This is a genomic window from Hymenobacter piscis (genome assembly GCF_018760735.1).
Classification (GTDB): domain Bacteria; phylum Bacteroidota; class Bacteroidia; order Cytophagales; family Hymenobacteraceae; genus Hymenobacter; species Hymenobacter piscis.
Genome location: NZ_JAHHZN010000003.1, coordinates 30,154 through 56,818 on the forward strand (window position 1 = coordinate 30,154; position 26,665 = coordinate 56,818).

Sequence of the window (26,665 nt, forward strand, 5' to 3'; positions counted from 1 at the left end):
AATCTCGCGTGCTGACGTTGTGGTAGTAATCTAACGGAACTAGTAGAGATGCCTCGACAAGCTCAGCATAACGTTCTTTTTTCAACAACGTCAGCACGCGAGATTCCTCGACTACGGCTCCGCCTTCGCTCGGAATGACGTTCTGTATTACAACTTACAGCCAGGGCTGCAGCTGCTCCAGCGTGATGGTGCCTTCGTAGATGGCTTTGCCGATGATAGCCCCGTGCATGCCCACGGCGGCCAGGGCCTCCACATCGGCAATGGTGGTTACGCCACCGCTGGCAATGAGGCGGGCAGCGGGCAGCTGCTCGCGTAACTCCGTGTACGTAGCCAGCGACGGGCCCTGAAGCTTGCCGTCCTTACTCACGTCGGTGCAGATGAAGGTGGTGCCTCCGCTGGCCAGGTATCCCTGCACAAACTCGCGCAGGGTCCGCTCGCTCTGCTCGGCCCAGGCGTTGATGGAAATGTGATTGTCGCGGTAGTCAGCCCCGATGATGATGCGCTCGGCCCCGAAGGCACGGAGCCAGCCGTTCACGATTTCGGGCTCGCGTACGGCAATGCTGCCGGCCGTTATCTGCCGGGCTCCGGCGTCGAAGGCCTGGCGTACGGCGTCCTCGCTCTGCAGCCCGCCCCCGAAGTCGATGTACAGGCTGGTGTGGCGGGCAATGCGCTCCAGCACGGGCAGGTTTACGGGGCGCTTGGCGCGGGCCCCGTCGAGGTCCACCAGGTGCAGGCGCTTCACGCCGGCGGCCTCGAAGCGTTGGGCCACGGCCAGCGGGTCGGCGTCGTAGGTGGTCTGCTGGGCAAAGTCGCCCTCCGTCAGGCGCACGCACTGGCCGCCTATGAGGTCAATAGCGGGAATGATTTCCATGTTGGGTTTAAGAACAGTTCATCTGTCATCCTGAACGGAGCGAAGGACCTTATCACGTTGTAACGATTCGTTCTGGTGTGATAAGGTCCTTCGCTCCGCTCAGGATGACAGAAAGGGCTTACAGCTTGAGAAAATTTTCCAGAATACGGGTGCCGACGGGGCCGCTCTTTTCGGTGTGGAACTGCACGGCGTAGAAGTTCTCGTGCTGCACGGCGGCGCTGAACGGCGTGGGGTACGCGGCCTCGGCAATGGTATACTCGCCCACCGGGGCATAGTAGCTGTGCACGAAGTACACGTAGTCCTCGGCGCTGAGGCCTTCGAACAGCGGACCGCGTAAGGCCTGCAGGTTGTTCCAGCCCATGTGCGGCACTTTGTACTCCGGCGTGGCCGGGAACCGCACCACGTCGAAGGGTAGAATACCGAGCAGGTCGGTGCCGCCGCCCTCTTGGGTGTGGCGGCCCAGCAGCTGCATGCCCAGGCATATACCCAGGAACGGCTGCGTGAGCGTGGGCAGCAGCTCGTGCAGATCCTGGGCGCGCAGCTCCCGCATGGCGGAGGCGGCCTCGCCCTCACCCGGGAACAGCACCTTGTCGGCGCGGCGAATCACGTCGTGGTCGGCCGTGAGCGTGGCCTGCACGCCCAGCCGTTCCAGCGCAAACAGCACCGACTGCACGTTGCCGCCTTTGTAATCAATGATGGCTATTTCCATTTGAAAATATCAGAAGTCAGCGGGTGTTTATTCTTATGTTTAAACAAATGTGTAAAGGTGTTTAGATCTATCATCCTGAACGGAGCGAAGGGCCTCATCACGTATGAACGGTTAGTTCTGGTGTGACAAAGTTCTCCGCTCCATTTAGAAGAAAGGGTACGCACACAACGCACACCCAAACAACTGTTTATCCATTTGTTTAAACATATGGGTAAACTACAGAATGCCTTTCGTGCTGGGGATTTCCATACGGCCGGCATCGCGCACCAGAGCCATTTTGATGGACTTGGCTACGGCCTTAAAAATAGCTTCGATCTTGTGGTGCTCGTTCTGCCCCTCGGCTTTGATGTTAAGGTTGCAGCGGGCAGCGTCGGAGAAACTTTTGAAGAAATGGTAAAACATTTCACAGGGCATATCCCCTACTTTTTCGCGCTTGAACTCGGCATCCCACACAATCCACGGGCGGCCCGAGAAATCGATGGCGGCCTGGGCCAGCACGTCGTCCATGGGCAGCAGGAAGCCGTAGCGGGCCAGGCCGCGCTTGTCGCCGAGGGCCTGAGTGAAGGCTTCGCCCAGGGCAATGGCCGTGTCCTCGATGGTGTGGTGCTCGTCGATGTGCAGGTCGCCCTGCACGGTGATTTTCATATCCACGCCCGAGTGCTTGCTGAGCTGGTCGAGCATGTGGTCGAAGAAGCCCAGACCAGTGTGCATCTCGGGGCGGCCGTTGCCGTCGAGGTTCAGCTCGATGCTGATTTTGGTTTCGTTTGTGTCGCGTTGTACCACGGCGGTACGGGCGGGCAGCCGCAGAAACTGGTATATTTTTTCCCAGCTCATAGTGGTCAGCGCGGCGCGGTCGTCGCCCTCCCCTTCCGGCTTCAGCAGGATGGACTGGCAGCCCAGGTTCTGAGCCAGTTCTACGTCGGTCAGCCGGTCGCCGATGACGAAGGAGTTTTTGAGGTCATAGCCGCTGCCCTCGCCCAGATATTGGGTGAGCATACCGGTGCCGGGCTTGCGGGTGGGCAGGTTCTCGTGGGGGAAGCTTCGGTCGATGTGCTCGCGCACGAACTCCACTCCTTCCGAGCGCAGCACGTCGAGCATCATATTGTGCGCCGGCCAGAAAGTATCCTCCGGGAAGCTCTCGGTGCCGAGGCCGTCCTGGTTGCTCACCAGCACCAGCTCGTAATCCAGCTCGCGGGCAATGCGCGAGAGGCCGGTGATGGCACCGGGCACAAACTGAAATTTTTCTCGCGTCAGCGCGTCCACTTGGAAATCCGTCGGCGGCTCGATGAGGATGGTGCCGTCCCGGTCAATGAAGAGTACTTTTTTCATGAGTTGGTTAAGCCTGTCAAACAGTGACAGGGTATCAGTGCAAAATGTAAGACAGCTGAAAATTACTTCAGCTTTATGCGTTCCAGCAGTTTCAGCAGCGCATCCCGGTTTTTGGCGGATTTGATAAACTGCGGCAGCCGCTCCACCATCGTCATGTAACGCGGTTGATTCCGTTCCCGCAGCTTAGCCCCAATGTACTCCTCCAGATAAAGCAAGTGCTCCGAACCATAGGCCCAAAGCAGTTCATCTTTGAAGGGAGCCTGATACCAGAGCGGCAGTTGGAAAAAAGGATCGACGCCATCGAAGCTGTAAGAATAGCCTACGTGTTCGATGTACGTGGGCTTATAAGATTCCTCACAGCCGCAATCGGGGCAGCGGACTTTGATGGCCTCCTTCCTATACCCCACCTCTGGCGTTTCCACCACAATCCTGAAGTTGCATAGTTTGCAATACTCCTTCACCACTATATCAAAAAACACCAATGGCTTGTCCAACTGATAAAAGCAGCTCGGGCAATGAAGGCGGCTATGACATAAAGTAAAGTCTGTGGAAACCTCCGCCCTCTTTTCACACTTGGGACAGCACACTGAAATGCGCTCCTCAAAGTGTCGAAGGATTTTATTCTGATCCTTGAACCGAGTGGACGAAGCTATTCCCATAACATCAACTATTCAGATGGAGTGATGGAAGATCCTGAGAATGCTATTCGTGAAACTGCTTTACTCCTTATATATACTACCCCGCAAACTCCCGCAGGGCCTGGAGCAGCAGCTCGTTCTCGGCGGGGGTACCCACGGTGAGGCGGAGTGTGCCGGCGCAGCCGGGCTGGGTGGTGCGGTTGCGCACGATGATGCCCCGGGCTACCAGGAAATCGTACACGGCCGTGGCATCGGGATGGAAACGAACCAGCAGGAAATTGGCATCCGAGGGGAACACCTCCGCCACGATGGGCAGCGCGGGCAGGCGCTCGGCCAGCCAGTCGCGGCCTACCAGCAGCTGCTGGCGTAGCGCCTCAAACCGGTCGGCGTCGCGCAGGGCCTGCAGGGCGAACCGCTGCGTAGCCTCCGACACGTTGTAGGGGGGCTTGATTTTGTTGAGGTAGCCGATGATTTCCGGCGAGGCAAAAGCCATACCCAGGCGTAGGCCGGCCAGCCCCCAGGCCTTCGAGAAGGTTTGCAGCACCACCAGGTTAGGGAATTCGGCCAGGCGGGTGGTCCAGCTGGGAGCGGACGCGAAATCGGCGTAGGCCTCATCTACCACTACCAACCCGCGAAAACCGCGCAGGATTTCCTCCATGTACTCGGCGTGGAGCAGGTTGCCGGTGGGGTTGTTGGGCGAGCAGAGCCACACGATTTTAGCATCCGAAGCCAGCACGCCGGCCACGATTTCGGGCGAGAGCTGGAAGTCAGGCGTCAGCTGCAGGCGCTCCACGCGCACGTCATTCAGGTTGGCGGCCACCTCATACATGCCGTAGGTGGGCGGCAGGATCAGCAGGCTGTCGTGGCCGGGCACGCAGGTGAGGCGCACCAGCAGGTCGATGGCCTCATCGGAGCCGTTGCCGAGGAAAATCTGCTCGGGGCGCACGGCTTTGAGCTGGGCCAGCTCCTGCTTCACGGCGCGCTGCAGCGGATCAGGGTAGCGGTTGAACTGGTCGGGGCCGGCGCTGCCGAGGCTGTTCTCGTTGGCGTCGAGCATGACCTGGGCCTCGCCCTGAAATTCGTCGCGGGCCGACGAGTAGGGCTTCATATCCCGCAGGTTGGGGCGTACGAGGCTATCAAGGTTGAACATGAATCACGGATTTAAACGGATTATTCGGATTTCACGGATTTTGTAGAACGGCCGGCGGCGGTTCCATAGCCCAGGGTTTAAACCCTGGGCTATGGAGCGGTTGTCGTTTTGGCGTCGGCAAGCGAGATGCTTCGACAAGCTCAGCATGACGTTCTACTGTTATCCTATACTTATTCCTCCCCGCCGGCCAGAGCTTCCAGGCGGAGGGTCACGGCGCGGGCGTGGGCGCGGAGGCCTTCGGCTTCGGCCATGGTTTCAACCACGGGGCCCACGTTCAGCAGGCCTTCGGGGGTGAGGCGCTGGAAGGTGATTTTCTTCAGAAACGAATCGAGCGACACGCCGCTGTAGTTGCGGGCGTAGCCGTTGGTGGGCAGCGTGTGGTTGGTACCCGAGGCGTAGTCGCCCACGGCTTCCGGGGTGAGGTGGCCCAGGAACACGGAGCCGGCGTTGGTCACGCCTTCGGCCAGCTGTTCCGGATTTTTTACGGCCAGAATCAGGTGCTCGGGAGCGTACTGGTTCGAGAAGTACAGCATTTCCTCCGGCGTGCGCAGCAGGATGGCGCGGCTTTCGGTAAGAGCCTGGGCAGCCACCTCGGCCCGGGGCAGCTCCCGCAGCTGGCGCTCCACCTCGGCTTTGGTCTGCTCCAGCATCGACAGGGAGTCGGAGAGCAGAATCACCTGCGAGTCGGGGCCGTGCTCGGCCTGGCTGAGCAGGTCGGCGGCCACGAAGGTCGGCGTAGCCGATTCGTCGGCAATAACCAGCACCTCGGAGGGGCCAGCCGGCATATCAATGGCCACGCCGTAACGGGTAGCCAATTGCTTGGCGGCCGTCACGTAGCGGTTGCCGGGACCAAAAATCTTGTCCACGGCCGGCACCGAGTCAGTTCCGCCGCTCAGAGCGGCCACGGCTTGAGCCCCACCGGCTTTCACGATAGTGGTGATGCCCAGCAGCTCGGCCGTGAACAGGATGATGGGGTTTACCGAGCCGTCCTTCTGGGGCGGGGTGCAGAGCACAATTTCGGGGCAGCCTGCCAGCCGGGCGGGCACGCCCAGCATCAGCAGAGTGCTGAACAGCGGCGCGGTGCCGCCCGGAATGTAGAGGCCCACGCGCTGCACGGGCACCGCCCGCCGCCAGCACGTCACGCCCGGCATGGTTTCCACGCGCTCCTCCTGCGGAATTTGCGCTTTATGGAACCGCAGAATGTTGGCGTGCGCCTGTCGGATGGCCGTTTGCAGCTCGGCCGGCACCTGGGCCGCGGCGGCTGCCAGCTCCCCGGGCCCCACGCGCAGGCCGCCCGCAAGGTCGGCACCGTCGAACTGCCGGGCGTAGTCGAGCAGGGCCGCGTCGCCGCGCTGGCGCACGTCCTCGAAAATCTGCTGCACGCGCTGCTCCACGTCCTGAGCCTGCTGCTGGGCCGCCCGCTGCTGCAGCGCCGCCCACTCCGGCTGGGATGGATATTGGAAGATGTTCATGGTAGAAGGAGTTAGGAGTTAGGAGCCAGGAGATAGAAGCAAGGTGTCAGGAGTTGTCATAGGAGGAGAACCAACAATTCGATTCTAACTCCTGACTCCTTGCTTCTATCTCCTAATTCCTAGCTTCTTCACGAAATCATTTTCTCAATCGGGAGTACCAGGATGCCTTCGGCCCCGACGGCTTTGAGCTGGCTGGTGATGTGCCAGAAGTCGTCCTCGTTTACCACCGACTGCACCGATACCCAGCCTTCTTCGGCCAGCGGCGTAACGGTGGGCGACTTGATGCCGGGCAGCAGCTGCTTTACCGCATCCAGGGCCGCCACGGGGGCGTTGAGGATGATGTACTTGTTGCGGCGGGCGCGGCGCACGGCCTGCATCCGGAACTGGAGTTGCTCGAGTAATTCCTTTTTCTCGGCGCTCAGGCTCTGGTTGGCAATGAGCACGGCTTCGGAGCGGAACACGGTTTCCACCTCGCGCAGGCCGTTGCCCAGCAGCGTGGAGCCGCTGCTCACGATGTCACAGATGGCCTCGGCCAGCCCGATGCTGGGGGCAATTTCCACCGAGCCGCTGATGGTGTGCAGGTTGGCCTTCACGCCGCGCTCCGTAAGGTACTGGCCCAGAATCTGGGGGTACGAAGTGGCAATGTTCACGCCCTGCAAATCCTCAATGGAGTCGTAGGTCGCGGCGCGGGGTACGGCCAGGCTCAGGCGGCACTTGCTGAAGCCCAGGCCTTCCACTTCCAGGTTGGGGAAACCGGCTTCCACCAGCACGTTCTGGCCCACAATGCCCAGGTCGGCCACGCCGTCCTGCACGTAGCCGGGAATATCGTCGTCGCGCAGGTAGAGGATTTCGAGGGGGAAGTTGGTGGCTTCGGTTTTGAGCTTGCTGGAAGCCGCAAGGAAGCTGATGCCGCACTCCCGAATCAGGTTCTGGGAGTCTTCGCTTAAGCGGCCCGATTTCTGGATGGCCAGACGGAGCATATCGTTGAATTAAGAAGTAAGAATTAAGAAGTAAGAATTGGCTGGTTGTGCCAAGTACTTAATCGTAATTCAAAAGAAGGTGGTGGGGAAACAGGAAAGGGGACCCGGGCGTTGGGAATGGGCCAAACTACGGCCGGGCCACCGGTTTTTCGGGGGCCGGGGAACCAACTGTGGTTCGCCCAACGGGGTCAATATGATGCGTATATTCCTCTAGAAAGAGGAATGGTGCCCGTGGTGATGGTGATGCTTCGACTCAGACGCGCAGGCCTCGGCCAGGCGGCCCGCTACGGGGGCGGCCAGGTGGCTGGAAGGGCACAGGAAAAGCGCGGAGGATGGCATACGGGGCTTAGAGTAGCGGGGCAAAGGTAAGCGCGCCGGGCAGAGAAGAAAACTTTTTCCCGGAAATTTTACCTTAAAAGGCGGACCTTCGTGTTTCCGGTACGGGGCAAACCGCTTTTCTGGCACCATTGTTTCGGTATCAGGCTTACTCCCGCCTGCCTGGGCGGTCCGTGTTTCGACTTTTCTGCCGCCCGTTCTGCTGCTTTCTGCCCTATGCCTATTTCCCGCTTGCTCGCTTTTCGTTTTGGATTTCTGCTGGCTCTCACGGCCGGCTCCCTCTCCGCTCAGGCCCAGCAAACTGACGCCTCCGCCCCGCTTCCGCCGCCCACCACGGGCGTACCCACCGGTATCGAGCTGCTGCTGCCCCAGGCCAGTCCTCACGCCGTGGTTCAGCAAACGGTGGGCCTCACCGACGTAACGGTGGACTATCATTCGCCCTCGGTACGCAGCCGCAGCGTGTGGGGCGGCCTGGTTCCTTACGATGAAGTATGGCGCGCGGGGGCCAATGAAAACACGCTCATCCGCTTCTCCACCCCCATTTTGCTGCGCGGCCAAACCGTGCCGGCCGGCCAGTACTCCCTTTTCGTGGTGCCCCACCAGGACCGGGACTGGGAAGTGGTGCTCAACCGCGTAACCACGCACTGGGGCAGCGAGGGCTACGACCAGCGCAACGACGTTATCCGGGTGCCGGTGGTAACTGAAACGGCCCAGTTTCAGGAAAGCCTGCTCTACTGGTTTTCCAGCGTGCGGCCCAACGGCGCCCACCTCAACCTGACCTGGGAGCGGCGCACCGTGGTGCTGCCCTTTGAGGTGGAAGTGCACAAGCAGGTGCTGGCCAGCGTGGAAAAGGCCCTGCAGCAACAGCCCAACGACTGGCAGCTGCTGGCCCAGGCGGCCGAATACCTGGTGCAGAACAACCTCCAGCCCGAGCGCGCCCTGAACTGGATCAACGAGTCGATCCGGTTGCAGGATGCACCGACCAACAACTGGATCAAGGCCCGCCTGCTGGCCCAGCAACAGGATTATGGCACGGCCATCGTGTATGCCCGCAAAGCCATCAAGCTCGGCGACAAAGATGACGCCGCCTTCAAGTCCCAGCTGCCCAACATGCGCCTCTCCCTCACCGAATGGCAGGCCCGGGCTTACTGAGCACGCTATGCAGCCAGTCCTCTATTGGCCGGTTTCACGCCCGCTTTGGCCTCGGCAACGGTCAGAGTGGGCGACATCTGAGGCGCTGAAGCGGGCTTCGTAACGCCGTTTGCGCCGCGCCGGCCGGCTTGCTCTGGAGAGCCTGCTTACCGAGGCAGCAGGAGCTTACGCCCGCGGCCCGGCCGGCATTAGGGCCCCGCTTGGCCGCAACCCCGCCCCCGGAAAACGAGTTGAAAAGAAGCAACCACTTCTTTCCGACTTGTCATGACCAAGATTCCTTTCTTCCTCGCCACGGCCCTGGCCACCACCTTCACGGCGGCCGCGCAGAACGATTACCAGCAGTCGGTGCAGGCTTCCTACGACGGGCACATCTTCAAGCCCAAGCAGGTAGATGCCACCGACCCGCGCGTGGCCCAGCTCCAGGTGCCGGCCGGGTTTACGGTCACCAAATTTGCCGATCAGCTGGAAAAGCCCCGGATGCTGGCCGTCGCCCCCAACGGCGACGTGTACGTGTCGAACCGCGACCAAGGCACCATCACGCTGCTGCGCGACACCAACCAGGATGGCAAAGCCGACCACACCCGGCAAGTGGCGCAGGCCGCTAACCTGCACGGGCTGGCCATTCGCGACGGCAAGCTCTACGCGGCCGCCATCCGCGACCTGTACGTGGCCGATATCCAGCCCGATGGTTCGCTCAGCCCGCTCAAGCGCCTCTACAACGATTTACCCGACGCGGGCCAGCATCCCAACCGGACCCTGAATTTCGCGCCCGATGGTACGCTCTACCTCTCGGTGGGCAGCACCTGTAATGCCTGCGACGAAGCCAACCCGGAAAACGCCACGCTCTTGCAGGTGAAGACCGACGGCTCGGGCCGGAGTGTGTATGCCAAGGGCCTGCGCAACACCATCGGGTTTGGCTGGCACCCGCGTACCGGCCAGCTTTTTGGGTTCGACCACGGCATCGACTGGCTCGGCGACGAGCAGCAGCAGGAGGAACTCAACGAAATCAAGCAGGGCGCCGATTACGGCTGGCCCTTCGTGTTTGAGAACGGCCAGCCCAACCTGGCCGACGAGCCGCCGGGGGGCCAGAGCTACGCGCAGTACGCGGCCCAAACGCAGCTTCCCAAACTGCTCTACAAAGCCCATTCGGCGCCTTTGGGCATGGTATTTTACCAGGGTCATCAGTTTCCGAAAGAGTACCGGAACGATGCGTTCGTGACCATGCACGGCTCCTGGAACCGCGCTGAACCTTCGGGCTACAAGCTGGTACGGGTGCATTTCAACGAGCAGGGTCAGCCCGAAAAGTTCGAGGACTTTGCCACCGGCTGGCTGCTGAACGGCAATAAGGAGCAGTTCGGGCGCGTGTGCGGCATTGCCCAGCACGCCGATGGGTCGCTGCTGGTATCGGATGATGCCAACGGCGTGGTGTACCGGGTGGCGTATGCCGGCAGTGGGAAGGCCGCGCCCAAAGGCAAGCCAAAGAAACGCGGGTAGCCGCCCCGCCGCCGGGGCGACAGGTTCCGGCCGGAAACGAAACAGTCGTTGCGTAAGGCAGCGGCTGTTTTTTTGTGGTTTACCTTCGGCCTCATGGACGCCTTTCTGACCTTATGCCGCGCCATTCATCCGCTGACGCCCGCCCTGGAAGCTGCGCTCCGGCGGCTGGCGCAGCCCGAAACCGTGCCGGCCCACACGCAGTTGCTCGTGCCGGGTAGTGTGGCCCAGCGACTGTATTTTCTCGAAACCGGGTTAGTGCGCAGCTACTACCTCCGTGAAGGCCGGGAGGTGACATCGTGGTTTATGCCGGCGGAGAATTTTGTGGTTTCGATCCTGAGCTTCTTTTCCCGCCAGCCTTCGCACGAGTACCTGCAGGCCCTGGAAAGTTGCCGGCTCTGGTCCCTGCGCTACGAGCAGGTGCAGACCCTGTATCAGCAGTTTCCCGAGTTCAACTTCATCGGCCGCGTACTCACCGAGCGCTACTACGTGCTCAGCGAGCAGCGCGCCCTCGATTTGCGGATGCTGCCCGCCGCCGAGCGCTACGCCCGCCTGTTGCGCGACTTCCCCGATCTGCTGCAACGGGTACCGCTGCACATGCTGGCCTCGCACCTGGGCCTCACCCCGGAAACCCTGAGCCGCCTGCGCGCCCGCCGTTCTTGATAAATGTCAAGGGATGCGGGGGGTAGCCGCCGCACCTTTAGAGCATGGTTTCACCCACTAACACCTGCTCCAATGAATTTGCTGTTTTTGCTGCCACTGCCAGACTGCGGCGTATCCTTGCCTGGCTTCAGCGCTCCGCCCCTGCTGGTCGTGATTTTTGCGGCCTTTGTCTTTTGTTTTATTCTGGAGCGCATAATGCCGGGCTGGAAGCTGCCGCGGGTGGCCACCTGGCCGCGGCGGGTGCTGCTCCTCAACGGGGCCCAGCTGCTGGTGGTAGTAGTGGCGGGCCTGACCTGGGAGAAATGGTTTTCGGCCTACTCGCTGCTGCACGTGTCGCGGCACCTGGGGCCGGTGGCGGGCGGGCTGCTGGCCTACGTGGTGACCACGTTCCTCTTCTACTGGTGGCACCGCTGGCGCCACACCCAGGATTTTCTCTGGCTGCACTTCCACCAGATTCACCACAGCCCCCGCCGCCTGGAGGTTATCACCTCTTTCTACAAGCACCCGCTCGAAATGACCGTCAATTCCCTGCTGGGGGGCCTGCTGGTGTACACCGTGCTGGGACTGAGTCCGGCGGCCGGGGCCGTGTACACGCTCTGCACGGCGCTGGGCGAGTTCTTCTACCATACCAACGTGCGCGCGCCCCGCTGGGTGGGCTACGTGTTTCAGCGCCCCGAAATGCACCGCGTCCATCATCAGTACCAGCAGCACAGCCACAACTACGGCGACCTGGTCATCTGGGACTACCTCTTTGGCACCTACCGCAACCCCGCCACCTTCGAGGCCACCTGCGGCTTCGACCCCGCAAAAGAAGAGCGCCTCCCCGACATGCTCTGCTTCCGGGATGTGCACGAGCAGGTGAGCTAGTTAAATGGTGAACTGGTGAGCTTGATGTTCAATCGGTCCAAGCTGCGCCGCTTGCGCAAACTAGCTTCTGGAACGTCAGCTCACTAGTTCACCACCTCACTAGTTCACCGCTTCTAGAACCGCGCGATAACGCGCAGATTTACCAGTCGCTGGCTCAGGAAGTTGGGCACGCCGTAGGTGCGGCCGTTCAGGTCCTGCACGTAGTTGTAGCCGGCCAGGTTATCGGCGCCCAGCACGTTGAGGATTTCCAGGCTCATCCACAGGTTTTGCAGCTGCACGCGGCGGCCGGCGGCGCGCTCGGCCTCGGTGCGCAGGCCCAGCACTTTGGTAAAGCCCAGGTCGGCGCGCTTGTAGGAGCGGGTGAGCTTGCTGGTGCCGCGCAGCTCGGGCGCGTCGGGCGGACTGAAGGGCAACCCGGTGCCGAAGACCAGGTTCACGTAGCCCTTTACCGAGGGGTTGTCGGGCAGGTTGTCCTGCAGAAAAATGCCCAGGTTGAGGCGCTGGTCGGAGGGCCGGCGGATAAAGCCCTTCGATACCCGTCCGGTGGCGTTGCCGTTGGCATCAAACGTGGTGAGCGAGTCGCCCGCCAGGTTTTCGCGGGTGGTCAGCAGGCCCAGGCTAAACCACGATTCGGTGCCGGGAATGAACTCCCCGCTCACCCGGGCATCGAGGCCGGCGGCGTAGGCCTTGGCGTCGTTGGTGGCCTGGTAGCGCAGGCGCACGTTGTCGATGTCGTAGGGCACCACGTCGGTCAGGTACTTGTAGTACACTTCCCCCGTGAAACGGAACGGGCGGTTCCAGCTGGTAAAGCGCAGCTCGTTGCCCACGATGACGTGCACGGAGCGTTGGGCCCGTAAATCGAGGTTGAGCACGCCTTCCTGGCGCTGGGGCGCGCCGGTCTGGTAGCGCAGCTCCCGGTAGAAGGGCGGCTGGTGGTACACGCCCACGGCCGTCTTCCACGACAGGCGCGGGTTACGGGCGCTGGTGAAGGCGTACTGCACCCGGGGGCTAAAGGTGGTCTGCCCGTTCACCGTCCAGTAGCTCATGCGCGCCCCGTAGGTGAGCGTGCGCAGCGAATCGAAGCGCAGCGTGTGCTGGGCAAAGCCCTGGGTGCGGGTGCTGGTCAGGTCGAGGTCGGACACCAGGCGGGTGCGCCGGGCCTCGGGCACGTAGTCGGCCGAGTCGATGAAGCTGTACTCGTTGAGCGCGTCCTGGATCTGCTCCCGCCCCGTTTTCAGCCCCCAGCGCACTGAGTGGCGGGTGCCGGGCGTCCAGGTGCCGCGGGTTTCGAGGGTGGCAATGCGGGCCTCCAGGGTGTTGCGCGAGTGTTTGAACAAGGAGCCCACGCCCCGGCGGTTGATATCGGCCCCGAATGTACCCTGCTTCGGGTCGCGGTTGATTTCGGCAATCTGGTAGCCGGCCTCCACGTCGCGGTACTCAAACTCGCGGGAGTAGAGCAGGCCGCCAAGCAGCTCCAGGCGCAGGTTAGGGCGCACCGCGTGGGTCAGCCGCAGGCCGCCCTGGTAGGTATCGTACTGCATCCGCTCCCGGCCCGCGTAGGCAATGTAGAGCCGGGTGGCCTGGGCCGCGCCCGTATTAAAGGTGGTTTCGCCACTTTCCGGGTTGAAGCGAAAATCGTTGTGGGCGAAGGTATTGAACACGCCCACCGTCGTGCGCTCCAGGTTATCCCGGGGGCCCAGGGCCAGGGTAATCAGGCTCTGGGCATCGTAGAAGGTGGGGTTGTAGCCGCCCTGCTGCTGCTGCAGGGAGTTGAACACGTAGGTGGCATTCTTGTAGCGCACCCCGGCCAGGTAGCTCACCCGCTGGCTGGGCGAGGCCGCCTCCACGTGGGCCGAGCCCCCCACCAGACTGGCCGTGGCCGAGCCCCCGAATTTCACCGGCTGCTTGTACTCAATGTTGAGCACCGAGGAGAGCTTGTCGCCGTACTTGGGCTGCCAGCCCCCCGTCGAAAACTCGATTTTGTTGACCAGATCGGGGTTTACGAAGCTCAGGCCCTCCTGCTGGGCCGTAGTTACCAGAAACGGCCGGTACACCTCGAAGCCGTTCACGTAAATCAGGTTTTCCTCGTAGTTGCCACCCCGCACCGAGTAGGTGCTGGTCAGCTCGTTGGTGCTGGCCACCCCGGGCAGGGTTTTGAGCACGGCCGCGAAGTCGCCGAAGGGCGAGGGTATTTCCTTGGCCGTGCGCGGCTCCAGTTGCAGCACGCTCACCTGCTCACGGGTGTCGGCGGCATCGGTGCGGCCGCGCACAGTCACGTTGTCCAGGGCCCGGCTATCATCCTGGAGCGTGAGCGTGAGTTCCCCCAGCGGCTGGCTCAGGTTGAGAACGAGGCGCTCGGTGCGGTAGCCCAGCCGGCGCACCACCAGCACCGGGGCCTTGCCGCCGGCACCAGCACTCAGGCGCAGGGCAAACCGGCCCCGCGCATCGGTGCTGGTGCCACCGGGCTGGCCCTCCACGCCCACCACCACCTGCTCCAGAGGCTGGCCGGCTGCGTCGCGCACCACTCCCTCGAGCAGCACCCGAAGGGGCGGCGCGACCTGGGCCAGCGCGGGCCGGGCGGCGAGACCCGCCAGCAGCAGGGCCGCGCCGGCGGGCACCGGGCCACCGAGCAGGCGCAGTCCCAAACGGGCAGTAAAGCGAAAAGGCAAGGCCATGCGCAGACGCGTTAGGAAGCAGAGTTTCAGGAGGCAGATTCGAGGGCCGGGGGGGCCAGCTCCGCCCGCATGCGGGCCAGCGTGCCCACCGGGTCGCCGCCCTGGAACACGAACGAGCCGGCCACCAGTGCATCGGCGCCGGCCGCCACCAGGGCGGCGGCGTTGTCGAGGGTCACGCCCCCGTCAATTTCAATCAGGGCCGAGGAGCCGCTGTCCACCAGCAGTTCTTTGAGCTGGGTGACTTTGCGCAGGGTGTTCGGAATGAACGCCTGCCCGCCGAAACCGGGATTAACCGACATAATAAGCACCAGGTCCAGGTCGGCGGCCACGTCCTCGAGCAGGCTCACGGGCGTGTGCGGGTTGAGGGCCACCCCGGCCCGGCAGCCGAGCTGCTTGATTTGCTGAATCACGCGGTGCAGGTGGGGGCAGGCCTCGTAATGCACCGTGATGTTGGCCGCCCCGGCGTCGCGGAAGGCGCTCAGGTAGTGCTGGGGCTCCTCTATCATCAGGTGCACATCAATGGGCTGGCGGGCGTGGCGATGCACGGCCTGGAGCACCGGAATCCCGAAGGAGATGTTGGGCACGAAGCGGCCGTCCATCACGTCGAAATGCAGCCAGTCGGCCGCGGAATCGGCCAGGCGCTCAGTTTCGGATTGCAGATTGCCAAAGTCGGCGGCGAGAAGCGAGGGCGCCAGCAGCGGAGCCATACGACGGGTAGGGTTCATACCGCGAAAGTACGCGTTAGCACTGGGTTGACAGGTATCGGCGGCCCGATTTGGCGGCGCCGGCCGGATAATTCTGCATCCGCCGGCTCCTCAACGCGCCCACCGGCCATTCTGGTATCCCGCCCGCCGCCGCGGCCAGCGTCATCGGGCCTGCTTACCCCACAAGGCGTGACCCCGGACACAACAGCAGCGTTGTGTCCGGGGTCACGCGCCGGAGCCGGCCGGTTGCACCGCGGCGGTCTAGCTGGGCTTTTCGTAGGCGCGCCAGTCGAGCTTGCCGTCCTCGGTTTTGCGCAGAAATACGGTCTGATCGTCGTCCTGGCGCTTGCCGAAGGTCACGTCGCCGCGACAGTCGAGGCACTTGAGGCTGGTGTATTTAAACTTGCCCTGGGCTTCGCGGGCGGTCAGGTCGAGGTTGTCGGAGCCGCAGAGGCCGCACTTGGCCACGTCGGGGAAGCTGAGCCGGTCGTACTCGGCCACGGTTTCGTGAAAGTTGGCGCCCTGCACCGTGAAGTGAAACTGGCGGCGCCCCAGGCGCTTGGTGACCATCATCTGTAACATGGAGGAAAAATAAGGGTGATGCGTGATAAAGCGGCAACATAGACAAGCGCTAAATCATTGCCAATTTACTAAATATATTCGCAATCATGAAACCAATTACATTAGCATTCAGAGCGGATTAAAAAAAAGAAGCCGGCTCCCGCGGAGCCGGCTTCTGGCCTTGGGCACACGGGGCGCGGCTTACAGCTTCACGAAGCGGACCGTGCGCTGCTCGCGGCCATTGCTGACGGTGCAGGTGAACACGCCCTTGGTGAGCAGGCCCGGCTGCAGGCGCACGGCGGCCGACGAGGTGGGCGCCACCTGCTGCTCGGCCACCAGAGCCCCGCGGGCATCAAAAATGCGCACCTGCAGGGGCACCGACTGGAAGCCCACGGCCAGCTGCAGGTACAGTTCGTCGTCTTTGCTCGGATTGGGGTAAATCAGCAGCTCGTGGCGGGGCACCACGGCGGCGGCGGCCAGCGGGGCGCCGGGGTTGGCCAGGTTGTAGGCCCGTCCGAAGTGGGGAATACCGTACCCGATTTCGTCGTTGGGCACGGTAGCCCGGGAGCCGGAGCGTTGCAGAAAACCGATAACCTGCTGGGCCGTGAGCCGGGGGTTGGCCTGCCAGAAACCGGCCACCATCCCCGCCAGCACCGGGCAGGAATAGGAAGTGCCGTCGCCCCGGCTCACCCTGCCGCCCGGCGATACGATGGCCGTCTGCACGCCCATGGCGGCCAGGTTGGGCTTGATGCGGCCGTCGGCCGTGGGGCCGCGGGAGCTGAAGCCGGCCACCACGGCCAGCGAATCGGTGGCGCCCACCGTCAGGATGGAGTCGGCGTCGGCGGGGGCGGTGATGTAGCGCCAGCCCCTGTTGTTGCCCTCATTGCCGGCCGAGCTCACCACCACCATGCCCACCCGGGCGGCCACCGTGGCGGCCCGGGTCACGAGGGCCGTGCGGCCGTTCATGTCGGCGTAAGTATAGTTGATGGACGGGAAATCGAAGGTGCTGTAGCCCAGCGAGGAGCTGATAATATCCACCCCGGCCGAGTCGGCGTATTCGGCGGCAATGAGCCAGTTGGCCTCTTCTACGGGGTGTTCCGAGAAGATATCTTCCGTCACGAAAAGCCGGAACGTGGCCTTGGGGGCGGTGCCGATGTAGGTACCCGGCTCGTTAGCGCCGATGGTGGACAGGCAGTGGGTGCCGTGACTGTCGCGCAAAAACACCTGATCGTTCTTCTCCACCACGTTGAAGGTGCTGGCCAGACGGTTTTCCTGGGTAATGGAGGAAAAAGGTGAGGCCGTATTCACGCCCGGAAATCCGGCGTCGAAGACGGCAATCTGCATGCCTTCGCCCCGGAAACCGGCGTCGTGCATCTGCACCGCACCCAGCATCTGGGCCTGGGCATACGCCTTGCCGTACTGGCTGCGCGTGCCGGCCGTACGCCCGGCCGTTGCGTCGGGCTCGTCGGTTTTGGGTTTGCGGGTGCCGGGCAGGCCGCGGTTGAGCGTCTGGGCCGAGCGCACAAACGGCAGGGCCTGCACCTGCTGGAGCGTAGCCGAGTCGCAGGCTACCACGGCGGCATTGAACCAGCGGGAGGTGTACCAGAGCTGCGTTCCGGGCACGGCCTTCACCTGCTGCACGTAGGCGGGGCTCACGGGCAGGTCGCGGGGCAGCACGGCAATCTGCTGACGCTGACGCCGCGCCAGGGCCCGGGCCGAGAGAAATGCCTCGGGCTGGCTGACGCTGAAGGGCGTGCCGGCTTTGTCCTTGAAATAAATAAGATGCTTGCGGACGGTGGCCGTGGGCCGGGCCGTTTCGGGAGGCGGGGTACCGGGGCCGGCAGCGGCAGTCCGGGCCCCAAACGCCGACGCACACAGGCCGGCGGCTAGCAAAAGGCGGGATAAAACCATTTGGCGCAGAAGTTAACTTGCCGGAAGATACAACGCAATCCGCTAGGAAACGGGGTAGCAAGCCTCAACAGGCAGGTTTAAACCCTGCAAGCCGCAAGAACCCCGGAAAAGCACCTGCTTTCCCGGGGTTTTTGCGGCTTGTAGTGAAAAAACGGGCTATTTCCCGCTATCAATGAGCACCTCACTGCGCGACTGCCCTGCGTAGTTGATGGTATTATCACAAGGTCGCCCGCCGCCGGGGTCGTGCACGAAAGATCGGCTGACCCGGTAGACCGGCCCCACGCCCTGGGCAAAAGTGGTCCGCTTCACGGTGGTGTAGCAGGCATTCACGTCCTCGGCCAGGTTGTTGGTCGTAGTAACGGAGTTGTCGTAGCGGTAGGTTTCACCGTCGCGCTCCACACTGAAGGGCTGGCCTACGCGGGTATAGCGGCGGTTGAGGGCCGTGATGGTATCCTGGCTGTTGAAGGCGTTCAGGTTCCAGAACTTCTCCTCCTGCACCGGGAATACCAGGGCCACGGTGCGGCGGTTGTTGAACTGCTCGGTAATGGCCCGCTCCCCGACCCTAACAGTAAACACCGAATCGGCCCGCCAGGCATCGGTGGCGGTGGGCCGGCGGGAACGAATCACGCGGTACACCACTTGGCCGGTGGCATCGGGCGAGAGTTCGGTATCGACCTGCTCGCGGAACTGGAAGCGGCTGACGGTGGCCTGGGCGTTATTCCAGACCGTATCGGCCACGTCGTAAATGCGGTAGCTGCCCACTTCCAGCGGGTAATACTCCGGCCCCAAGAAGGGCTGCACCTCGCCGTTGTCCTGGCAGCTGGTCAGGGCCGCCGCGCCCAGCAGAGCCGGCAGCACCCAGCGCATCAGGCCGCACCGGGTGGGCAGGGAATAGTTCTGATTCATACAAAGAGTTTAGCAGCCCTTAAAGTAGCACCGGTCGGCGGAAAACGCCCGCCCCGGTCGCCATAACGCGTAACCAGAAAAATCAGTGCCCGGCGTAGCTTAGTTGTTAGTTGTTAGTTGTTAGTTGTTAGTTCGTTCTGACAACTGACAACTGACAACTAACAACTAAGCTACGCCGTTACGGGCTCGGGAATTTCGCCGATGGTGTGGCGCTCGATCCAGCCCCCGCCCAGCACGTCCTCACCCTCGTAGAAGACGGCCGCCTGCCCGGGGGTTACCGCGTGCACGGCTTCTTCGAAGTAGACGTAGATTTTGTCGCCCTTCTGCTCCAGAAAGGCCGGGGAGCCATCGTGGTTGTAGCGGATTTTGGTAGTGCTGGGCACCAGGCCGCGGCCTTCGAGCGAGGCGTACTTGCCCATGTTGAGCTTGCCCACCACCGTGCGGGTGCTGGCCAGATCCTCGAAATTACCGAGCACTACCCGGTTGGTTTCGGGGTCGATGGCCGTTACGTAGGCCGGGAAGCCCAGAGCCACGCCCAGGCCCTTGCGCTGCCCGATGGTGTAGAACGGGTAGCCCTCGTGCTTGCCCACCACGGTGCCGTCGCGGAGCACGAACTCGCCGCCGGCCACGCGCTCCTCCAGACCCGGCACGCGCCGGCGCAGGAAGCCCCGGTAGTCGTTGTCGGGAATGAAGCAGATTTCGTAGCTCTCGGGCTTATTCACGAGCTCGGTGAAGCCCCGCTCCCGGGCAAAGTCGTAGATGGCCGTTTTGCGCAGCTCGCCCAGTGGGAACAGCGTGCGCGAGAGGCTCTCCTGGCTCACGCCCCAGATGGCGTAGCTCTGGTCCTTGTTGTCGTCGAGGCCTTTGCTGACTACGTAACGGCCGTTTTCCTCCCGCACCTGGGCGTAGTGGCCGGTGGCGATGAACTCGCAGCCGAGCTGGTCGGCGCGGCGCAGCAGCGCGTCCCACTTGATGTGGGTGTTGCAGAGCACGCAGGGGTTGGGCGTACGTCCGGCCAGGTATTCCTCGGTGAAGTTGCTGATGACGAAGTCGCCGAACTCGTCGCGGATGTCGATGATGTAGTGCGGGAAGCCCAGGTCCACGGCAATCTGGCGGGCATCGTTGATGCTGTCAAGGGAGCAGCAGCCGGTTTCCTTCTTGCTGCCGCCCGCCGAGGCGTAATCCCAGGTTTTCATGGTCATGCCCACCACCTCGTACCCTTGCTCGTGCAGCAGCACGGCTGCCACGGAGCTGTCGATGCCGCCGCTCATGGCGACGAGCACCCGTCCTTTCGTTGTATTCATACGTGAATCAAATTGCGCCCGAAGCGTGAAAGGTTCCGGCCGAATGCGCAAAGATACGAAGCGGTAAATGAGTGAATGGGTAAATGGGTGGATGAGTGAATCGGTGAATGGTAGGATGTCGGTTCACGCATAGACGTATTTGCCACGTGGCGCATTCCCTCATTCACCGAGTCCCTCATTCACTCATTCACTCTTAAGCCAGAAGTCCCGATTATTGCAGCGGCAACGGCGGTAGCGCCGGAGCCGGTTCTCCTCAACTCCTTCTGCTATGGCTTTGCTAGTTCCCGTGATGGTGCGCGGCATCAACAACCTTTCCGATGCCCGCTACTGCGCCGGCATGGGCGCCGACTCTCTCACGTTCCGCCTCGACCCGGCCCTGCCCGGCTACCTCACGCCCGAAGTAGTGCAGGAGCTCAGCGGCTGGGTAGCCGGCGTGGAACTCCTTGGCGAGTTCGACACGCTGCCGGTGGCCGAAATCAACGCCCTGGTGCAGCAATGCGGCCTGCACGCGGTATTGCTGCACCGCCGCCGTACCCCTGAGGAGCTGGGCCAGCTCTCGGTGCCGGCCCTCAAACTGATTCGCTGGGTGCCCGATATGCTGCCCGAAGACGTGGACCTGCGCTTCCGCGAGCAGGCGCCCTCCTACCTGGGCTTCGTGCTGGCCACCCCGCCCGAGCCGCTGCCCAACCCGGCCGAAACCACCCGCCTCACCGAGCAGGCCCGTACCTACCCCGTCTGGCTGGGCTCCGATTTTGCCCCCAACGGCACCCTGCGCGCCTACGTGGAGCAGCTGCGCCCCGCCGGCATCGTGCTTCAGGGCGGCGACGAGATCAAGCCCGGTCTGCGCGACTTCGACGAAATGGAAGCCATTTTCGAGCAACTGGAAGAAGAGTAAGCTCCCCGATTGCCCTCAGCAAGGTACCCCGGCGCGATGCGGCCGGGGTACCTGCTGCCTGATAGCGGTTCACGAAAGGGCTTTAAAGAGGTCAGGCCATCACCGTCAGCAGCGAGTGAATGGGCTCCGTGAGTTCCGCAGGACCGTGCAGGCGCAGGTGGCGGGCGGCTTCGGGCCGGGGCAGACTGTTGGTAAACAAACGCCAGGCCACGGCCCCGTTCAGCTCCACCCGGGCCGCCGGGGCGCCGGCGTACCCCTGCCCCAGCTCCCAGTCGGCCGGGCGCCGGCGTAAAAACCACGTGACGGACGCGGGGCCGGTCAGCTGCACCTGCACCACCGTGCCCGGCGCGGCGGCCACGGCACGGTAGTGGTGCGGCAGGGCCCGGGCGCAGGTGGCCAGAAACGGCGCGTACAATGCCGGCTCCAGCAGCGGCCCCTCCTGCCCCACGGCCTGGCGGATCTGCTGCTGGTGGTGCCACTTTTCGGTGTACTCGCGGGCGATGTGGAAGTGGTTGGTCGATTCCGCCTCCCCGGCCCAGGCAACGGCGAAGGTGGCCGGCGCGGCCGGGTCGAGGGTTTCCAGGAAGGCTGTGTACCGGGGGCCGATGTGCTCCAGCAACTCCAGCACTACTGCCGGACTCAGCCGCTGCCCCGCCCGCACCCAGCTGCCGTTCAGCTCGTTGAGGTAGCCCACCACGTCGGCGTAAGCCCCGCTGGCCGGCCCCGGCCCGCTAAAGTGCCCGTCGCGCAGCATGGACAGGCTGCGCAGGCTGCCATCGAGCAGGTGCAGGGCCACGGCGTGCACCGTCCAGCCGGGCGCCAGCGTGGGCCGTTGCCAGTCGGCGGCGCTCAGGCTGCCCAGTACCTGCAGCAGGCGCTCATCCAGCACCGCAAACAGCGGCAGCGTATCAGGAATCCGAACGGGTTGCATCAGGAGTGAGTAGTGAGGAGTGAGGAGTGAGGAGTGAGGAGTGAGGAGTGAGGAGTGAGGAGTGAGGAGTGAGGAGTGAGGAGTGAGGAGTGAGGAGTGAGGAGTGAGGAGTGAGGAGTGAGGAGTGAGGAGGCACGCAAAAGCGGAAATACGGGTTGCCGGATTTCCGCTTTTGCGTGGTTTGGCTTCTTATTCAGAGCTGTTCGCAGGCTGCAGCACAGTAGCACGAACGGTGTAGTTCACGCCTCAGAACGACAACCGTGGTAACGGCGCGGGGGCGCGAACTACCCGGTTCGCACTACTGTCGGTTACACATACACGGGCCGAACAGTCCGTTTTAACTCACCTGAAACTGCAGGTACTTGATGGGCACGCCCAGCTGGCGGTACTTGCGCTCGAAGGTAGTCTGGATGTCCTCGGCGTGGGGCAGCAGCTCGGGCGTGGCGTAGAGGTCCTTGGTGTGGGCCAGAATGGTAGCCCCGGGACGCTGCTGCACGGTTTCGAGGGAGTAGTCGAACAGGTCCTCGTTATCGGTTTTGAGGTGAATCAGACCGCCGGGACGCAGAATCTGCTGGTAGAGGTCGAGGAAACGCGGGAACGTGAGGCGGCGCTTGATGTCCCGGTCGCGGGGGCGCGGGTCGGGGAAGGTAATCCAGATTTCGTGCAGCTCGCCGGGGGCAAAATGCGTGAGCAGGTCGTGGGCGCGGGTGCGCACCCAGCCCACGTTGGTCAGGCCCATTTCCTCGGCCCGGGCATTGCCCCGCCAGATTCGGTCGCCCTTGATGTCGAGGCCTAGGAAGTTGCGCCCGGGGTAGCGCTCGGCCAGGCCCACGGTGTATTCGCCCTTGCCGCAGCCCACCTCCAGCGTAATGGGGTTCGGGTTCTGGAAAAAAGCCTCGTGCCAGCGGCCGCCAAGCTGCTGGTAGGTGTCTTTCCCGGGTTCTACCACACTGGCCCGTTCGGCATTCTCGGCGAAGCGCTTCAGTTTTACTCGACTCACTGGATTGGTTTTTGGTGGGTGGTTTTTGGATTTAGGCGGCCATTGGAAGTTGCCGCCCGGTTGGTTTTGGTTGGAGTGGCGGTATTTGCGCGAAGGCCAACAACCGTAAACCACCCACCAAAAACCAGATTCTACAGCTCCTCAATCTCCGCCACCACAAAGGTACTGCCCCCGATGAAGACCACGTCATCGGGGGCGGCGGCGGCGCGGGCGGCGCGCACGGCGGCCGGCACCGGGCCGTACACGGTGCCCGTGAGACCCAGGGCGGCGGCCCGTTCGGCCAACTCGTCGGCCGGCAGAGCCCGCGGAATGCTGGCTTGGCAGAAGTAGTACGTCGCGTCCCGGGGCAGCAGGGCCAGCATCTTGCTCACGTCCTTGTCGTTCACCACGCCCAGCACCAAGTGCAGGCGGCGCCGGGGCAGGCGCGCCAGCTGGGCCACGATGAAGCGGATGCCGGCCTCGTTGTGGCCCGTGTCGCAGATAACGAGCGGACGGCGGCCCAGGATGGTCCAGCGGCCGCGCAGGCCCGTGAGGCGGCCGACTTCGCGCAGGCCTTCCCGCAGGTGCGCTTCGCTGATGACAAAGCCCTGGCGGCGTAGCTCGGCCACGGTGGCCAGCACGCCGGGCAGGTTCAGGCGCTGGTAGTCGCCCACCAGGGCCAGCTCCAGCTCATCGAGCTCCACGGCGCCCTCGCGGCGGATGCGCAGGTGCTGCACGGCCTCGTCGGGGCCCGGCTCGCGGAGCAGCTCGGCGCGGTAGTGCTGGTCGGCGAACAGCAGCGGGGCCCCCTCCTGCCGGGCCTTCTGCTCGAACACGGCGGCCACCTCGGGCTGGGTCTGGCTGATGATGGCCGGCACCCCGGGCTTGATAATGCCCGCTTTTTCGGCCGCAATCAGCGGCAGCGTATCGCCCAGCAGGTGCTGGTGGTCGAAGCTGATGTTGGTGATGAGCGAGACGAGGGGCCGGATGATGTTGGTGGAATCAAGCCGCCCGCCCAGGCCCACTTCCACCACGGCCACGTCTACCTGCTCCTGGGCGAAATAGTCGAAGCACAGGGCCACGCACATTTCAAAGAACGAGGGCTGTACCGTCTCGAACAGGCCCCGCCAGCGTGCCACCCAGTCCACCAGAAACGCCGGGGCCAGCTCCTGCCCGTTCACGCGGATGCGCTCCGTGAATTCCTTGAGGTGGGGCGAGGTGTAGAGGCCCACCTTGTAGCCGGCGGCCTGAAGCACGGCGGCCAGCAGGTGGCTGGAGCTGCCCTTGCCGTTGGTGCCGGCCACGTGTATGCAGCGCAGCTGCCGCTCGGGGTGGCTCATAGCGGCGGCCAGGGCTTCGGTGCGCTGCAGGCCCGGCTTGTAGCCCGCCTCGCCCACCCGCTGGAACATGGGCAGTTGGGCGTAGAGAAAGTCGAGGGTTTGCTGATACGTCATGGTTTCGGCCGTTCGGGGCCGCAAAGGTAGTTTTCTTCCGCCGCGTGGCCCGTGGTAACGCAGCATTTCATGGCAGGGCGTTAGGCGGATGAGTGACGTGGGGTAAAACCGCAGCTACCCCCGTAAGGAGCAGACGCGAAGTGTCGCGTCTGCTTCTATCCGCGCTAAACCGTCTGGCGGAACGCCAGGAACCGTGCCGCAAGCCCCTGCTGGAAACGCCCACCGCCGCCCCGGCTACCCGGGGCGGCGGTGGTAAGCGCCTTATCAAAGTGCTTGTGTGAGTTAACGCACCGTGAATTTGAAGGTGTAGAAACCGGTGGCCCCGCCGTTGGCGGAATTGGTGCGGCGGAACTCGGCATTTTCCAGGGCGTCGCGGCAGGCCCGCTCTTGGGCGGCCGATACGTTGCCGGACACCTTGGTTACGGCTTCCACTTCGCCATCGGAGTTCACTTTGATTTTGAAGCGAACGAAGCCCGAGTTGTTGTCGAGGGCGGCGGCGGTAGGGCGGTTTACGAAGGCCCAGCCGCTCATTTCGAGGCCACCGCTGCCGGGGCTGGTGCCGCGGCCGCCGCTGCCGGGCTCGCCCGAATAGGCGGTGCCGCCGTAGGTGCCGCGGGGGTCCCCTTTGTCGCCCACGGTGCCGGGGTTATCGCCGTTGTTATTGCCGGTGGGCGCGTTGCTGGTGCCGTTCACGCCGTTGCCACCGCCGTCCGATTGGTTGGCGCGGGGCGTGAACACGGCGCGCTGGTCTACTTTGGGCTTGGGCGGCTCGGGCTTTACTTCCTCGCGGGGCACGGGCGCGGCTTTGGGGGCTGGGGGCACCGTTACGGGGCTTTCCTCGGCCTCACTGGTCACCACGCGCTCCTCGCTGGGGGGCGTAGGGTCGGGCGGGGTGGTGGGCTGGGGCGGCGTGGGGTCGGGCTGGGCGGCGGGCGGGCGGCTGTCCTCGCGGTTCTGCGACTCGTTGGCCGGGGCCTGGCTCTGGATGTCGCCGGAGCCGACCTCGTCCACCCCGTAGTTCAGCTCCACCCCGTCGCCGCCGAGCGTTTCCAGAGGCGGATCGGGCCCCTTGAAGACGGCGAAGAAGAACAGGGTCGCCAGGGCCACGTGAAATACCACGGTCCCCAGTAAAGCCTCGCGCCGATGTTCTTCCCGGTATTCCATATCAGTTGTCAGTTATCAGTTGTCAGTTGCCAGTTGGGTAGTTCACAGTTGCCGCTTTCAAAACAGCCTGACAACTGCCAACTGGACACTGGCAACTCATTTCCCCTGTTGGGCCTGGGTGGCCATGACCATTTTTATCTTGAGGCGGTTCCCGATTTCGAGGATGTCCACCAGTTTCTGCACGTTGAGCGAGGCATCCACGCGCAGCACGGCGGTGGGGCTTTCCAGGCCGGCAATGCGGCGGGCCAGCTCGGGTTCCAGCTCGGTGGGCGTGATGGGGGTCCGGTCCAGGAAGTAGGTGCCCGCCCCGTCCACCGAAATGGTGATGGGCTGCTTCATGGCCTGCTTGCCCGAGCGGGCGTTGGGCAGCATGAGCTTGATCACGTTCGGGTTGACCATCGTCGAGACAATCAGGAAGAACAGCATCAGAAAGAACATGATGTCGTTCATCGAGCTGGTCTCGACGTGGGAAGAAAGCTTACGGCGCCGGCTGAGGTTCATAATAGCAAATGTGGTAGAATATGGGTAATGTGAAAAATGTGAAAATGAATGGCTTACCCTATCTGCACCATCTTGGGCTGAACGGCAGTACTCCTCACATTATCACATTTCCTCCACATTACTCACATTAAAAATCTAGTTATCCTGCAGGATGTCCATGAACTCCACGGCGGAGTGCTCCATGCGGAAGACCATGCGCTCGACCATGATGCTGAGCCAGTGGTAGCCGATGTGGGCGATGATACCCACGATGAGGCCGGCCGCCGAGGTCACCATTTTGGTGTACAGACCACCCGAAATCTGGGCAATGCCGAAATCACCGGTGGAGCTGATAGCGTAGAAAATCTTAATCACCCCAATAATGGTGCCCACGAAGCCCAGCATGGGCGCGATGCCGGCCACGATGCCCAGCACGTTGATGTTCTTTTCGAGGCGGGCAATTTCGATTTTGCCCACGTTTTCCACGCTGGCTTCGATTTCGCTCAGCGGCAAACCCACCCGGCGGATGCCCTTCTCAATCATACGGGCCAGGGGCGTGGCGTTCTGGGCGCAGAGCATTTTGGCGCCCTGCAAATCCCCCTTCACCATCAGGTTCCCGATGCCGGGCATGAACGACTCGGGCACGGCCCCGGCCTTGCGGATGGTGAGGTAGCGCTCCAGAATGATGTACACGGAGAGGAACAGCAGCGCAAACAGGGGCAGCATAATCCAGCCCCCGGCCAGCACCAGGTCGATGAGCGAGAGGCCCGAGGAGGCCGCCACGGCCTGATCGGCGGCCAGGGCGGCGGAGTCGGCGGCGGCGGGAGCAGCAACCGGGGCCGCGTCGCCGACCTGGAGTTGCAGAAACAGGGAGAGCAGGAGCGTCATGCGAGAAAAACGGAGAGAACTGAAAGCAAAAGAAAAGCTAAAACCAACCGGCAGTAACGCACTGTCGCGGTGAGTTTTAGCTAGTCAACATTTCGTACTACTGAGGCAAGGATTGGGTGGGTTTCAGGGCCTGGTTTCTAGTTGTCAGTTGTCGG

24 protein-coding genes are annotated in these 26,665 nt (G+C 63.1%); 5 read left to right on the forward strand and 19 right to left on the reverse strand.

Annotation, left to right across the window (positions count from 1 at the left end):
* Positions 1 to 154: 154 nt before the first annotated feature.
* From hisA to hisG, 7 genes are all read right to left on the reverse strand, one after another.
* On the reverse strand, positions 155 to 871 hold the full coding sequence (hisA, locus tag KLP40_RS04010; protein WP_215592378.1) for a 1-(5-phosphoribosyl)-5-[(5-phosphoribosylamino)methylideneamino]imidazole-4-carboxamide isomerase: 717 nt from the start codon (positions 869 to 871) through the stop codon (positions 155 to 157).
* Positions 872 to 989: 118 nt separating this feature from the next.
* The gene (hisH, locus tag KLP40_RS04015) at positions 990 to 1,580 is read right to left on the reverse strand and encodes an imidazole glycerol phosphate synthase subunit HisH (protein WP_215592379.1); all 591 of its coding nucleotides are present in this window, start codon (positions 1,578 to 1,580) and stop codon (positions 990 to 992) included.
* A 216-nt stretch (positions 1,581 to 1,796) separates the two neighbouring features.
* The gene (hisB, locus tag KLP40_RS04020; protein ID WP_215592380.1) at positions 1,797 to 2,909 is read right to left on the reverse strand and encodes a bifunctional histidinol-phosphatase/imidazoleglycerol-phosphate dehydratase HisB; all 1,113 of its coding nucleotides are present in this window, start codon (positions 2,907 to 2,909) and stop codon (positions 1,797 to 1,799) included.
* A gap of 62 nt (positions 2,910 to 2,971) precedes the next feature.
* Complete coding sequence (locus KLP40_RS04025; protein ID WP_215592381.1) at positions 2,972 to 3,403, reverse strand: hypothetical protein; 432 nt, start codon at positions 3,401 to 3,403, stop codon at positions 2,972 to 2,974.
* A 241-nt stretch (positions 3,404 to 3,644) separates the two neighbouring features.
* On the reverse strand, positions 3,645 to 4,697 hold the full coding sequence (gene hisC / locus KLP40_RS04030) for a histidinol-phosphate transaminase (RefSeq protein WP_215592383.1): 1,053 nt from the start codon (positions 4,695 to 4,697) through the stop codon (positions 3,645 to 3,647).
* Positions 4,698 to 4,867: 170 nt separating this feature from the next.
* Positions 4,868 to 6,169 (reverse strand): histidinol dehydrogenase, encoded by a 1,302-nt coding sequence (hisD, locus tag KLP40_RS04035; RefSeq protein ID WP_215592384.1) that lies wholly within the window; start codon positions 6,167 to 6,169, stop codon positions 4,868 to 4,870.
* A gap of 128 nt (positions 6,170 to 6,297) precedes the next feature.
* Positions 6,298 to 7,149 (reverse strand): ATP phosphoribosyltransferase, encoded by an 852-nt coding sequence (gene hisG, locus KLP40_RS04040; protein WP_215592385.1) that lies wholly within the window; start codon positions 7,147 to 7,149, stop codon positions 6,298 to 6,300.
* 552 nt (positions 7,150 to 7,701) lie between these two features.
* On the opposite strand from hisG, the gene KLP40_RS04045 reads away from it, so the two are divergent.
* From KLP40_RS04045 to KLP40_RS04060, 4 genes are all read left to right on the forward strand, one after another.
* Positions 7,702 to 8,637 (forward strand): DUF2911 domain-containing protein, encoded by a 936-nt coding sequence (locus KLP40_RS04045; protein ID WP_215592386.1) that lies wholly within the window; start codon positions 7,702 to 7,704, stop codon positions 8,635 to 8,637.
* A 264-nt stretch (positions 8,638 to 8,901) separates the two neighbouring features.
* The gene (locus KLP40_RS04050; protein WP_215592387.1) at positions 8,902 to 10,131 is read left to right on the forward strand and encodes a PQQ-dependent sugar dehydrogenase; all 1,230 of its coding nucleotides are present in this window, start codon (positions 8,902 to 8,904) and stop codon (positions 10,129 to 10,131) included.
* A gap of 93 nt (positions 10,132 to 10,224) precedes the next feature.
* Positions 10,225 to 10,791 (forward strand): Crp/Fnr family transcriptional regulator, encoded by a 567-nt coding sequence (locus KLP40_RS04055; protein ID WP_215592389.1) that lies wholly within the window; start codon positions 10,225 to 10,227, stop codon positions 10,789 to 10,791.
* A gap of 72 nt (positions 10,792 to 10,863) precedes the next feature.
* On the forward strand, positions 10,864 to 11,658 hold the full coding sequence (locus KLP40_RS04060) for a sterol desaturase family protein (RefSeq protein ID WP_215592390.1): 795 nt from the start codon (positions 10,864 to 10,866) through the stop codon (positions 11,656 to 11,658).
* Between the two features lie 113 nt (positions 11,659 to 11,771).
* On the opposite strand, the gene KLP40_RS04065 is transcribed toward KLP40_RS04060, so the two are convergent.
* The 6 genes from KLP40_RS04065 to mnmA all read right to left on the reverse strand — a co-directional run bounded on the left by KLP40_RS04065 (position 11,772) and on the right by mnmA (position 19,719).
* Positions 11,772 to 14,333, reverse strand: a complete 2,562-nt coding sequence (locus KLP40_RS04065) for a TonB-dependent receptor (protein WP_215592391.1) — start codon at positions 14,331 to 14,333, stop codon at positions 11,772 to 11,774.
* Positions 14,334 to 14,359: 26 nt separating this feature from the next.
* Positions 14,360 to 15,058 carry a ribulose-phosphate 3-epimerase gene (rpe, locus tag KLP40_RS04070; protein ID WP_246558634.1) on the reverse strand — a complete coding sequence of 233 codons (699 nt, stop codon included), beginning with the start codon at positions 15,056 to 15,058 and terminating at the stop codon, positions 14,360 to 14,362.
* A gap of 240 nt (positions 15,059 to 15,298) precedes the next feature.
* The gene (locus tag KLP40_RS04075; RefSeq protein WP_215592392.1) at positions 15,299 to 15,619 is read right to left on the reverse strand and encodes a hypothetical protein; all 321 of its coding nucleotides are present in this window, start codon (positions 15,617 to 15,619) and stop codon (positions 15,299 to 15,301) included.
* A 180-nt stretch (positions 15,620 to 15,799) separates the two neighbouring features.
* Positions 15,800 to 17,509: a S8 family serine peptidase gene (locus KLP40_RS04080; RefSeq protein WP_215592393.1), complete on the reverse strand. Its 1,710-nt coding sequence runs from the start codon at positions 17,507 to 17,509 to the stop codon at positions 15,800 to 15,802.
* Positions 17,510 to 17,665: 156 nt separating this feature from the next.
* The gene (locus tag KLP40_RS04085; protein ID WP_215592395.1) at positions 17,666 to 18,415 is read right to left on the reverse strand and encodes a hypothetical protein; all 750 of its coding nucleotides are present in this window, start codon (positions 18,413 to 18,415) and stop codon (positions 17,666 to 17,668) included.
* Positions 18,416 to 18,585: 170 nt separating this feature from the next.
* Positions 18,586 to 19,719, reverse strand: a complete 1,134-nt coding sequence (mnmA, locus tag KLP40_RS04090) for a tRNA 2-thiouridine(34) synthase MnmA (RefSeq protein ID WP_215592397.1) — start codon at positions 19,717 to 19,719, stop codon at positions 18,586 to 18,588.
* 268 nt (positions 19,720 to 19,987) lie between these two features.
* Between mnmA and KLP40_RS04095 the strand changes: the two genes are divergently transcribed.
* Entirely contained in the window at positions 19,988 to 20,614 is a 627-nt protein-coding gene (locus KLP40_RS04095; protein ID WP_215592398.1) for a beta/alpha barrel domain-containing protein, read from the forward strand.
* A 91-nt stretch (positions 20,615 to 20,705) separates the two neighbouring features.
* Here KLP40_RS04095 and KLP40_RS04100 read toward each other — a convergent pair whose 3' ends face one another.
* The 6 genes from KLP40_RS04100 to KLP40_RS04125 form a co-directional block, all read right to left on the reverse strand.
* Positions 20,706 to 21,545: a maleylpyruvate isomerase N-terminal domain-containing protein gene (locus tag KLP40_RS04100; protein ID WP_215592399.1), complete on the reverse strand. Its 840-nt coding sequence runs from the start codon at positions 21,543 to 21,545 to the stop codon at positions 20,706 to 20,708.
* 337 nt (positions 21,546 to 21,882) lie between these two features.
* On the reverse strand, positions 21,883 to 22,545 hold the full coding sequence (gene trmB / locus KLP40_RS04105) for a tRNA (guanosine(46)-N7)-methyltransferase TrmB (protein ID WP_215592400.1): 663 nt from the start codon (positions 22,543 to 22,545) through the stop codon (positions 21,883 to 21,885).
* A 131-nt stretch (positions 22,546 to 22,676) separates the two neighbouring features.
* The gene (locus tag KLP40_RS04110; protein WP_215592402.1) at positions 22,677 to 23,978 is read right to left on the reverse strand and encodes a bifunctional folylpolyglutamate synthase/dihydrofolate synthase; all 1,302 of its coding nucleotides are present in this window, start codon (positions 23,976 to 23,978) and stop codon (positions 22,677 to 22,679) included.
* A gap of 282 nt (positions 23,979 to 24,260) precedes the next feature.
* Entirely contained in the window at positions 24,261 to 25,142 is an 882-nt protein-coding gene (locus tag KLP40_RS04115) for a hypothetical protein (protein WP_215592403.1), read from the reverse strand.
* A gap of 96 nt (positions 25,143 to 25,238) precedes the next feature.
* Positions 25,239 to 25,643: an ExbD/TolR family protein gene (locus KLP40_RS04120; protein WP_215592404.1), complete on the reverse strand. Its 405-nt coding sequence runs from the start codon at positions 25,641 to 25,643 to the stop codon at positions 25,239 to 25,241.
* A gap of 135 nt (positions 25,644 to 25,778) precedes the next feature.
* Positions 25,779 to 26,510 carry a MotA/TolQ/ExbB proton channel family protein gene (locus KLP40_RS04125; protein WP_215592405.1) on the reverse strand — a complete coding sequence of 244 codons (732 nt, stop codon included), beginning with the start codon at positions 26,508 to 26,510 and terminating at the stop codon, positions 25,779 to 25,781.
* Positions 26,511 to 26,665 lie beyond the last annotated feature (155 nt).

Bases quoted from the DNA above. Each gene is read 5' to 3' on its own strand.
- KLP40_RS04055 (WP_215592389.1), top strand. From the start codon at position 10,225: ATGGACGCCTTTCTGACCTTATGCCGCGCCATTCATCCGCTGACGCCC.
- KLP40_RS04100 (WP_215592399.1), bottom strand. From the start codon at position 21,545: ATGCAACCCGTTCGGATTCCTGATACGCTGCCGCTGTTTGCGGTGCTG.
- rpe (WP_246558634.1), bottom strand. From the start codon at position 15,058: ATGAACCCTACCCGTCGTATGGCTCCGCTGCTGGCGCCCTCGCTTCTC.
- KLP40_RS04075 (WP_215592392.1), bottom strand. From the start codon at position 15,619: ATGTTACAGATGATGGTCACCAAGCGCCTGGGGCGCCGCCAGTTTCAC.
- KLP40_RS04095 (WP_215592398.1), top strand. From the start codon at position 19,988: ATGGCTTTGCTAGTTCCCGTGATGGTGCGCGGCATCAACAACCTTTCC.
- KLP40_RS04120 (WP_215592404.1), bottom strand. From the start codon at position 25,643: ATGAACCTCAGCCGGCGCCGTAAGCTTTCTTCCCACGTCGAGACCAGC.
- KLP40_RS04125 (WP_215592405.1), bottom strand. From the start codon at position 26,510: ATGACGCTCCTGCTCTCCCTGTTTCTGCAACTCCAGGTCGGCGACGCG.
- KLP40_RS04080 (WP_215592393.1), bottom strand. From the start codon at position 17,509: ATGGTTTTATCCCGCCTTTTGCTAGCCGCCGGCCTGTGTGCGTCGGCG.
- KLP40_RS04060 (WP_215592390.1), top strand. From the start codon at position 10,864: ATGAATTTGCTGTTTTTGCTGCCACTGCCAGACTGCGGCGTATCCTTG.
- hisA (WP_215592378.1), bottom strand. From the start codon at position 871: ATGGAAATCATTCCCGCTATTGACCTCATAGGCGGCCAGTGCGTGCGC.
- hisH (WP_215592379.1), bottom strand. From the start codon at position 1,580: ATGGAAATAGCCATCATTGATTACAAAGGCGGCAACGTGCAGTCGGTG.
- hisC (WP_215592383.1), bottom strand. From the start codon at position 4,697: ATGTTCAACCTTGATAGCCTCGTACGCCCCAACCTGCGGGATATGAAG.
- hisB (WP_215592380.1), bottom strand. From the start codon at position 2,909: ATGAAAAAAGTACTCTTCATTGACCGGGACGGCACCATCCTCATCGAG.
- hisD (WP_215592384.1), bottom strand. From the start codon at position 6,169: ATGAACATCTTCCAATATCCATCCCAGCCGGAGTGGGCGGCGCTGCAG.
- KLP40_RS04045 (WP_215592386.1), top strand. From the start codon at position 7,702: ATGCCTATTTCCCGCTTGCTCGCTTTTCGTTTTGGATTTCTGCTGGCT.
- KLP40_RS04065 (WP_215592391.1), bottom strand. From the start codon at position 14,333: ATGGCCTTGCCTTTTCGCTTTACTGCCCGTTTGGGACTGCGCCTGCTC.
- KLP40_RS04085 (WP_215592395.1), bottom strand. From the start codon at position 18,415: ATGAATCAGAACTATTCCCTGCCCACCCGGTGCGGCCTGATGCGCTGG.
- KLP40_RS04115 (WP_215592403.1), bottom strand. From the start codon at position 25,142: ATGGAATACCGGGAAGAACATCGGCGCGAGGCTTTACTGGGGACCGTG.
- KLP40_RS04050 (WP_215592387.1), top strand. From the start codon at position 8,902: ATGACCAAGATTCCTTTCTTCCTCGCCACGGCCCTGGCCACCACCTTC.
- KLP40_RS04110 (WP_215592402.1), bottom strand. From the start codon at position 23,978: ATGACGTATCAGCAAACCCTCGACTTTCTCTACGCCCAACTGCCCATG.
- mnmA (WP_215592397.1), bottom strand. From the start codon at position 19,719: ATGAATACAACGAAAGGACGGGTGCTCGTCGCCATGAGCGGCGGCATC.
- hisG (WP_215592385.1), bottom strand. From the start codon at position 7,149: ATGCTCCGTCTGGCCATCCAGAAATCGGGCCGCTTAAGCGAAGACTCC.